8 protein-coding genes are annotated in these 8595 nt (G+C 59.7%); 5 read left to right on the top strand and 3 right to left on the bottom strand.

Annotated elements, in window-relative coordinates; all coding sequences use genetic code 11:
- Positions 1-355 precede the first annotated feature (355 nt).
- The 3 genes from gatB to gatC are packed head-to-tail and all read right to left on the bottom strand — an operon-like array spanning position 356 to position 3608.
- Positions 356-1807 (bottom strand): Asp-tRNA(Asn)/Glu-tRNA(Gln) amidotransferase subunit GatB, encoded by a 1452-nt coding sequence (gatB, locus tag B2589_RS02855; protein WP_286815545.1) that lies wholly within the window; start codon positions 1805-1807, stop codon positions 356-358.
- Between the two features lie 22 nt (positions 1808-1829).
- Entirely contained in the window at positions 1830-3287 is a 1458-nt protein-coding gene (gene gatA / locus B2589_RS02850) for an Asp-tRNA(Asn)/Glu-tRNA(Gln) amidotransferase subunit GatA (protein ID WP_286815544.1), read from the bottom strand.
- 33 nt (positions 3288-3320) lie between these two features.
- Positions 3321-3608 carry an Asp-tRNA(Asn)/Glu-tRNA(Gln) amidotransferase subunit GatC gene (gene gatC / locus B2589_RS02845; RefSeq protein WP_286815543.1) on the bottom strand — a complete coding sequence of 96 codons (288 nt, stop codon included), beginning with the start codon at positions 3606-3608 and terminating at the stop codon, positions 3321-3323.
- A 480-nt stretch (positions 3609-4088) separates the two neighbouring features.
- Between gatC and B2589_RS02840 the strand changes: the two genes are divergently transcribed.
- Genes B2589_RS02840 through rng form a run of 5 tightly spaced genes read left to right on the top strand, consistent with a single transcriptional unit; the run spans position 4089 to position 8586 of the window.
- A complete protein-coding gene (locus B2589_RS02840) occupies positions 4089-5129 on the top strand; it encodes a rod shape-determining protein (protein ID WP_036219800.1) in 1041 nt (346 codons plus the stop codon).
- 29 nt (positions 5130-5158) lie between these two features.
- Positions 5159-6025 (top strand): rod shape-determining protein MreC, encoded by an 867-nt coding sequence (mreC, locus tag B2589_RS02835; RefSeq protein WP_286815660.1) that lies wholly within the window; start codon positions 5159-5161, stop codon positions 6023-6025.
- A complete protein-coding gene (gene mreD, locus B2589_RS02830) occupies positions 6025-6501 on the top strand; it encodes a rod shape-determining protein MreD (protein WP_022989687.1) in 477 nt (158 codons plus the stop codon). Before mreC ends, mreD begins: the two co-directional genes overlap by 1 nt.
- A 4-nt stretch (positions 6502-6505) precedes the next feature.
- Entirely contained in the window at positions 6506-7108 is a 603-nt protein-coding gene (locus B2589_RS02825) for a Maf family protein (RefSeq protein WP_286815542.1), read from the top strand.
- A complete protein-coding gene (gene rng / locus B2589_RS02820) occupies positions 7105-8586 on the top strand; it encodes a ribonuclease G (RefSeq protein WP_022989685.1) in 1482 nt (493 codons plus the stop codon). Before B2589_RS02825 ends, rng begins: the two co-directional genes overlap by 4 nt.
- Positions 8587-8595 lie beyond the last annotated feature (9 nt).

Genomic DNA, 8595 nt, shown 5'->3' with positions numbered 1-8595 from the left:
TCCATGGCTCCGCAAATTTTTGGGAGGCACCTCCCGCCAAGGCCTTCAGGCACGCGGAGTAATAGGCTCAAGAAAATCGAAAAATAGAAGGGCGGGCTGTTTGGAAGAATGTGATGGAGAGGTTCGGCCGAAAAAGTAAGTATCCTGGGCGCAGTTTTTTTACAGCCTATGCCCCGATAGTTTGAGCGGGTGGGTTTGGGGCCCCTTCCCAAAAATGTCGGAGGCCATGGATGGCCGGAGAGAAGCGCACATGGATGTGCTCGTAGCGGTTTTTGGGAAGGGGCCCCAAACCCGCCCCTCCCCAAAAATCAACAGGCTAGGGCCGAAACACGACGGCCCATACCAGAGTCAGAAATTAACCGCCAAGCTTGCGAACGAGAATCTCATTAAACAGCTTGGGATTACCCTGGCCCTTGGAAGCCTTCATCAGAGGCCCCATGAAGCCGCCGAGCATCTTCTTGCGCTTCTTCGGATCTTCCTCGTTCTGGTATTGAGCCACCTGATCCGGCATGCCGGCCAGCACCTCATCAACCATGGATTCCAGGGCGCCGGTGTCGGACACCTGCTTCAGGCCCTTGGCTTCAATGATGGCATCTACATCGTCGTTCTCGCCCGTCCACAGGGCTTCGAACACCTTCTTGGCGCCCGCAGAGGACAGGGTGTTGTCGGCGATGCGGGTCACCATGGCGCCCAGTTGTGCGCCGGTAATCGGGGCTTCGGCTACGGATTTTTCTTCTGCATTCAGGCGTGCGGAGAACTCGCCCTGAATCCAGTTGGAGGCCAGCTTGGCGTCTTTGCCGTGTTCAGCGGTTTCTTCGAAGAGCGCGGCCAGTTTGGCATCGGCAGACAGGATGCCGGCGTCGTAGTCGTTCAGGCCGTATTGCTCCTTGAAGCGGGCCTTGCGGGCGTCCGGCAGTTCCGGCAGGCGAGAGCGGGCGTCTTCGATGAAGGCGTCGTCGATTTCCACCGGCAGCAGGTCCGGGCAGGGGAAGTAGCGGTAGTCGTTGGCTTCTTCCTTGGTGCGCATGGAGCGGGACTCGTCCCGGTCGCCGTTGTACAGGCGGGTTTCCTGGGTGATGCTGCCGCCGTCTTCCAGGATATCCATCTGCCGCTCCACTTCGTGGGCGATGGCCTGTTCCATGAACCGGAAGGAGTTCAGGTTCTTGGTTTCGGTGCGGGTGCCCAGGGTGTCGGAGCCTTTCGGCTTCAGGGAGATGTTCACGTCAAAGCGCATGGAGCCCTGGGACATATCACCATCGCAGATGCCCAGGGAGGTCACGATGCTGTGCAGCTTCTTTGCGAAGGCTACGGCTTCCTCGGCGGTGTTCATGTCCGGCTCGGTGACCACCTCGATCAGCGGTGTGCCGGCGCGGTTCAGGTCGATGCCGGACATGCCATGATAGTCCTCGTGCAGGGATTTACCGGCGTCTTCTTCCAGGTGGGCGTGGTGAATGCGTACCCGTTTGGTGCTGCCGTCAGCCAGGTCGATGTCGACATAGCCGGGGCCGACAATGGGCTGCGCCAGCTGGGTGGTCTGGTAGCCCTTGGGCAGGTCCGGGTAAAAGTAGTTCTTACGCTCGAAGACCGAGCGTCGGCCGATTTCCGCGTTGGTGGCCAGGCCGAACATCACCGCGTAGCGGAATGCCTGCTCGTTGGGCACCGGCAGGGTGCCGGGCATGGCCAGGTCAACGGCGTTGGCCTGGGTGTTGGGCTCGGCACCGAAAGCGGTGCTGGAGCCGGAGAAAATCTTGGTCTGGGTGGCGAGCTGAACGTGAATTTCCAGCCCGATCACGATATCCCACTGCATGTGTTCGTCTCCTAGTCCGGGCTTATTGGGGTTCACGCTGGTGCCAGTCGGTCACCTGTTGGAACTGATGGGCGGCGTTCAGCAGGCGCGCCTCGGAGAAGTAGTCCCCGATAATCTGCAGCCCCACCGGCAAGCCGTCAACAAACCCGGCCGGCACCGATATAGCCGGAATGCCTGCCAGGTTGATGGCGATGGTGAACACGTCTTCCAGGTACATGGACACCGGATCGGTGTTCTTCTCACCCAGCTTGAACGCCGGTGTTGGCGACACCGGGCTCATCAGCACGTCCACTTCCTTGAACGCATTGATGAAATCCTGCTGGATCAAACGCCGAACCTTCTGGGCTTTCAGGTAATAAGCATCAAAGTAACCGGCGGACAGGGCATAGGAACCCACCAGAATCCGGCGCTTCACCTCGTTACCAAAACCTTCCGCCCGGGTGCGGGTGTACATATCCATCAGGTCTTTCGGATCTTCACAGCGATAGCCGTAACGCACACCGTCAAACCGGGACAGGTTGGCGGACGCCTCTGCCGGCGCAATCACGTAATAAGCCCCAATGGCCAGCTTCGCGTTCGGCAGCGACACTTCCTTCACCGTCGCGCCCAGCTTTTCATACTCGCGAATGGCATTGCGAACCTGCTCTTCCATAGCCGGAGCCAGCTGGTCGCTGAAGTATTCCTTCGGCAAGCCAATCTTCAGGCCCTTAAGCGGCTCGTTCAGGGTGGCCGTGTAATCCGGCACTTCCCGGTCGATGCAGGTGGAATCCTTCGGATCGTGCCCCGCCATCACATTCATCATCAGAGCCGCGTCTTCCGCCGTACGCGCCATCGGCCCGCCCTGATCCAGGGAAGATGCAAAGGCAATCATTCCATAGCGAGACACCCGGCCATAAGTCGGCTTCAGACCAGTAATGCCACACAGTGCCGCAGGCTGGCGGATAGAACCACCGGTGTCGGTACCCGTCGCTGCCGGCACCAGCCTCGCGGCAACCGCAGCGGCAGAACCACCGGAAGAACCACCCGGCACCCGCTTGTCACCGCTGGACAGCCCCCAGGGATTGGTCACCGCGCCATAAAAACTGGACTCGTTGGACGAGCCCATGGCGAACTCATCCATATTGGTCTTGCCCAGACACACCGCACCGGCCGCCTTGAAATTGGCGGTTACCGTGGCGTCGTAAGGAGGCACAAAATTATCCAGCATCTTCGAACCACAGCTGGTGCGAACCCCGCTGGTGCAGAAGATATCCTTGTGAGCAAACGGCACCCCGGTCCACACCGTGGCCTTACCGGCTGCGCGCATCTCATCAGCGGCCTTCGCCTCAGCCAGCGCCTGCTCGTCGGAGATGGTAATAAAGCTGTTGTACTTGCCGTCTTCAGTCTTCAGACGGTCCAGGAACTGCTGAGTCAGCTCCACACTCGAAATCCTGCCACTCTCCAGCTCTCTGGAAAGCTCTGCTACAGACTTGTTATGCATGATAAATCCCGAAATCTCTGATGGACGACCAAATCACTCAATAACCCTGGGCACCAGATACAACCCATCCTCGGTAGCCGGCGCAATCGCCTGAAACGCCTCCCGCTGATTGGTCTCGGTAACCACATCCGGCCGCAGCTTCTGCACCGCATCCAGCGGATGCGCCATGGGCTCCACCGAATCGGTATCCGCGGCACTCAACTGATCCGCCAGATCCAGGATATTGCCGAGATCTTTCTCCAGAGCCGAAACCTGCTCGCCGTCCACCTTGATGCGGGCGAGCACGGCAACTTTTTCGATGTCCTCGCGGGAAATGCTCACGTTGCCTCCAATAGAAGAGTGTGTGAAAACAATTTAATGCAATGATGCCCAGCGGCAGAAGCAAGTTGTGTTTGAAACTGCACTGCCGCCTGGGGATGCCTTGGGGAACCGCCTTCCGAAAATTTGCGGAGCCATGGATGGCGGAGCAGAAGCGCCACATGGGCTCAGCCGAGCGCTTATGAAGCAAAGCTTCATGCGACTGCTGAGCGACCGCAATCTGTGATTGCGGGCCGGACCCAGCGGGGGCCGAAGGAGCGGTTTTCGGAAGGCGGTTCCCCAAGGCATCCTTGCACGAATAAAAAACAAGCCGCTTATATTACCAGAATCCCGCCAGAGATTGGCCCCGGAACACGCCCAAAAATGTGAGAATGGTAAGCTCCCGCCACAGATGGCGCCTTGCCTGAAAATGGCGCCACTGCTAAAGTTGCCGGATTCTTCTACATCCGCAACCGCAACTCTCAGGTTGAAACTACACTAATGCTGATCAAAAGACTCCGAGGCCTGTTCTCAAGCGACCTGTCCATCGACCTGGGCACCGCCAACACACTGATTTTTGTACGTGATCGCGGAATCGTACTGGACGAACCCTCCGTTGTCGCCATCCGCACCAGCGGGTCCCAGAAAATGGTCGCCGCCGTAGGCGCCGAAGCGAAGCGCATGCTTGGCCGTACCCCGGGCAACATTACCGCCATCCGCCCGATGAAAGACGGCGTGATTGCAGACTTCGTAGTCACCGAAAAAATGCTCCAGCACTTCATCCACAAAGTGCACGAAAACAGCTTCATCACCCCGAGCCCCCGCGTACTGGTGTGTGTGCCCAGCAAATCCACCCAGGTAGAACGCAAAGCCATCCGCGAATCTGCCCTGGGCGCCGGCGCCCGTGAAGTGTTCCTGATTGAAGAGCCCATGGCGGCGGCCATCGGTGCCGGCCTGCCGGTAGAGGAAGCCAGCGGCTCCATGATTGTCGACATCGGCGGCGGCACCACCGAAATCGCCATCATCTCCCTGAACGGCATCGTTTATGCGGATTCCGTACGTGTCGGCGGCGACAAATTCGACGAAGCCATCGTCACCTACGTGCGCCGCAACTACGGCAGCCTGATCGGTGATTCCACCGCCGAGCGCATCAAGCACGAAATCGGCTGCGCCTACGAAGGCCTGGAAGTGCGCGAAATCGACGTTCGCGGTCGCAACCTGGCCGAGGGTGTGCCCCGGGCCTTCACCCTGAACAGTGAAGAAATCCTGGACGCCCTGCAGGAATCCCTGGCCCAGATCGTCCAGACCGTAAAAAGTGCTCTCGAGCAGTCTCCGCCCGAACTGGCCTCTGATATCGCCGAGCGCGGCATCGTATTGACCGGTGGTGGCGCCCTGCTGCGTGGCCTCGACAAGCTCATCAGTGAAGAGACCGGTCTGCCGGTGATCATCGCCGAAGACCCGCTCACCTGTGTCGCCCGTGGTGGAGGCAAGGCGCTGGAAGTCATTGATCGCGGTGGCATCGGAATGTTCTCCCAGGAGGGGTGACCCTGTGGGAGGGCTAAGCCATTAAGACCATCTTCGTCCAGGGGCCGGTTCCCGGCTTCAGACTTCTGCTTGTGATTCTGGTATCGGCAGCGTTAATCGCTGCCGATGGCCGTTTTGACAAGCTGGCACCGGTGCGCAGCGTGATTGCTACCGGCCTTGGCCCCGTCTACTGGCTGGGCAACGCGCCCTACCGCTTCAGCGACTGGTTCTCCGGCCTGTTTGTCAGCCGCGACGACCTGCAGCAGGAAAACGAAGAACTGAAAACCCGCCTGCTCATTCTCGAACGCCGGGCCCTCAAATACGCCGCCCTGGCGTCTGAAAACAACGAACTGCGCCGCTTGCTGAACTCCTCCGAAGTGCTGGACGACCGGGTGATTGTCGGCGAAGTGGTCGCAGTCTCCCCGGACCCGTTCTCCCACGAGGTTGTCATCAACAAAGGCAGCAACGACGGTGTAACCACCGGGCAGGCGGTGCTCGATGCCGAAGGCCTGCTGGGCCAGGTGATCCAGGCCAGCCAGTTCACCTCCCGGGTATTGTTGGTGTCGGACAGCAGCCATGCGGTGCCCGTGGAAGTGGTTCGCAACGGCCTGCGCTCGATTCTGCTGGGTAACGGCGAGACCGATGAACTGGAACTGGTGCATGTCCCCGATACTGCCGATATCCGCGAAGGCGACATGCTGGTGAGCTCGGGCCTGGGCGGTCGTTTTCCCCGGGGCTATCCGGTGGCAGAGGTCAGCAGCATTTCCAAGGAGCCGGGCGAGCCGTTTGTGGATATTGTCGCCGTGCCAAAGGCCCGGCTGAACCAGAGCCGCCTGGTACTGGTGGTGTTCCAGCAGAAGGATGAGCCAGCCGAAGCCCCGCTGGTACCGCTCGGAGAAGTGGAGGAGCAGAACTGATGTTGTCGGTGATCAGCTACCCCCTGTTTGCCCTGACGGTCGTTCTGGCGCTGGTGCTCAGCATTTCCTGGTTCCCGGTGGGCTGGTTCGAGTTCCGCCCCGAGTGGCTGGGGCTTATCGTCTTTTACTGGACCTTCCGGGCGCCCGCCCAATTCGGCATCGTGATGGCCTGGTGCCTGGGCCTGTTGCTGGACATCCTGGAATCCACACCGCTGGGCGTCAACGCCATGGCCATGGCCCTGATTGCCTTCCTGGTGCTGACGGTTCATCACCGCCTGCGCATGTATCCCTTGCCCCAGCAGTGTCTGATGGTGTTTCTGTTAGTGGGCATCAACCAGATGCTGGTGCATTTCGTTAAACAGCTGTTCGGCGCCGACACACCCGGCTTCAGTTACCTGTGGCCGGCGCTGACCAGTGCCGTCGCCTGGCCCTTCGTGTCTGGACTGCTCGACAGCCTGAACCGCAAACTCGGATAACCCTATGACCGGCCTGATCCTGGCATCTGCCTCTCCCCGACGTGCCGAGCTGCTGAGCCAGATTGGCGTAAACCACCGGGCCTGCCCGGCGGATATCGACGAAACCCCGCTGGCCGGCGAATCCCCTCAACACTACGTAGAACGGCTGGCCCGGGAAAAGGCCCTGGCGGTTGCTGCTGACCATCCGGACAACCTGGTGCTGGGCTCAGACACCACCGTGGTATTGGCCGGTGAGATCCTGGCCAAGCCGGAGTCGGATGACCATGCTTGCAGCATGCTGTCCCGTTTGTCCGGGCAAACCCACCAGGTCATGACCGCCGTGGCGCTCGCCAGGGGAAGCGATTGCCAGTCCCGGGTGAGCATTACCGAAGTGACGTTCCGTACCCTGGGTGAACAGGAAATTCAGGCCTACGTGGCCAGTGGTGAGCCCATGGATAAGGCCGGCGGCTACGGCATTCAGGGCCGTGGCGGTATTTTTGTCAGGGAACTGAAAGGCAGTTACAGTGCCGTAGTGGGATTGCCACTACAGGAAACCGCCGAATTACTCGCTCAGGCCGGTTGTCCGGTCTGGCAGAACTGGCCGCGCAGTAAGGAGAACCAGGCATGAGCGAAGAAATTCTGATCAACGTAACCCCGGTGGAAACCCGGGTGGCACTGGTTGAAAACGGCATGTTGCAGGAAGCCTATATCGAGCGGACCAGCCGCAAAGGCATCGTTGGCAACATCTATAAAGGCAAGGTGGTTCGGGTGCTGCCGGGCATGGAAGCAGCATTCGTGGATATCGGCCTGGAACGGGCGGCGTTTATCCATGCCTCTGACGTAGCCTGCACCCAACAGCCCAGCGACGAAGGCGGAGACGGCCCGAAAACCGTGCCCGACATCCGCACCCTGCTGCGCGAAGGCCAGTCCCTGGTGGTGCAGGTCACCAAGGACCCAATTGGCACCAAGGGCGCTCGCCTGACCACCCAGTTATCGATTCCGTCCCGCTATCTGGTCTTTATGCCCGGGGTCAGCCACGTCGGTATTTCCCAGCGTATCGAAGACGAAACCGAACGCGCCCGCCTGAAAACCCTGATCGAAGAAGCCGCGGCCGAAGACAGCGACGTGCAGGGCGGTTACATCATCCGCACAGCGGCAGAAGCTGCCCAGGCGGAAGAGTTGATCGCCGACATGACCTACCTGCACCGGCTGAGTGTGTCTATCAAGGAACGGATCGGCAAGGTGCAGGCTCCGGCCGTTGTTTACCAGGACCTGCCGCTGTTTATCCGCACCATCCGGGACCTGATCCGGCCGCAAACCGAAAAGGTGCGCATCGACAGCCGCGAGAGCTATCAGCGGGTAATGGAGTTTGTGCGGGAGTTTGTTACCGAGTTTGCCGACAAGGTTGAGTACTACCCCGGTGAACGCCCGATCTTCGACCTGTATTCCGTGGAAGACGAAATCCAGAAGGCGCTCAGCCGCAAGGTGCAGTTGAAGTCCGGTGGCTATGTGATCATCGACCAGACCGAGGCAATGACCACCATCGACATCAACACCGGCGCCTTTGTCGGCCACCGGAACCTTGAAGAAACCATTTTCAAAACTAACCTGGAAGCGGCCCGGGCCATCAGCCGGCAACTACGCCTGCGCAACCTCGGCGGCATCATCATTATCGATTTTATCGACATGGAAGACCCGGAGCACCAGCGCCAGGTGCATCGTATGCTGGAAAAAATGCTCGAGCGGGACCACGCCAAGACCAAGATTACCGGGGTGTCGGAACTCGGGCTGGTGGAGATGACACGCAAGCGCACCACCGAAAGCCTGGGCCAGGTGTTGTGCGAGCCGTGCCCGATTTGCGATGGTCGGGGTTTCCTGAAAACGGCCGAAACGGTGTGCTATGAAATTTTCCGGGAGATCCTGCGGGTCAACCGGGCCTACGAGGCGGAAAACTACCTCGTGATGGCGTCCCAGAAAGTGGTGGACCGGCTGCTGGACGAAGAATCCGACAATGTGGCCGACCTTGAAACCTTTATCAGTAAGACCATTCGCTTCCAGGTAGAGCCTTTTTACAGCCAGGAGCAGTACGATGTGGTTCTGCTCTGACGCCTGACC

This window comes from Marinobacter sp. UBA3607 (assembly GCF_002375525.1).
GTDB classification, from domain to species: Bacteria; Pseudomonadota; Gammaproteobacteria; order Pseudomonadales; family Oleiphilaceae; genus Marinobacter; species Marinobacter vinifirmus.
This window is presented reverse-complemented; position numbering and strand designations above follow the sequence as displayed.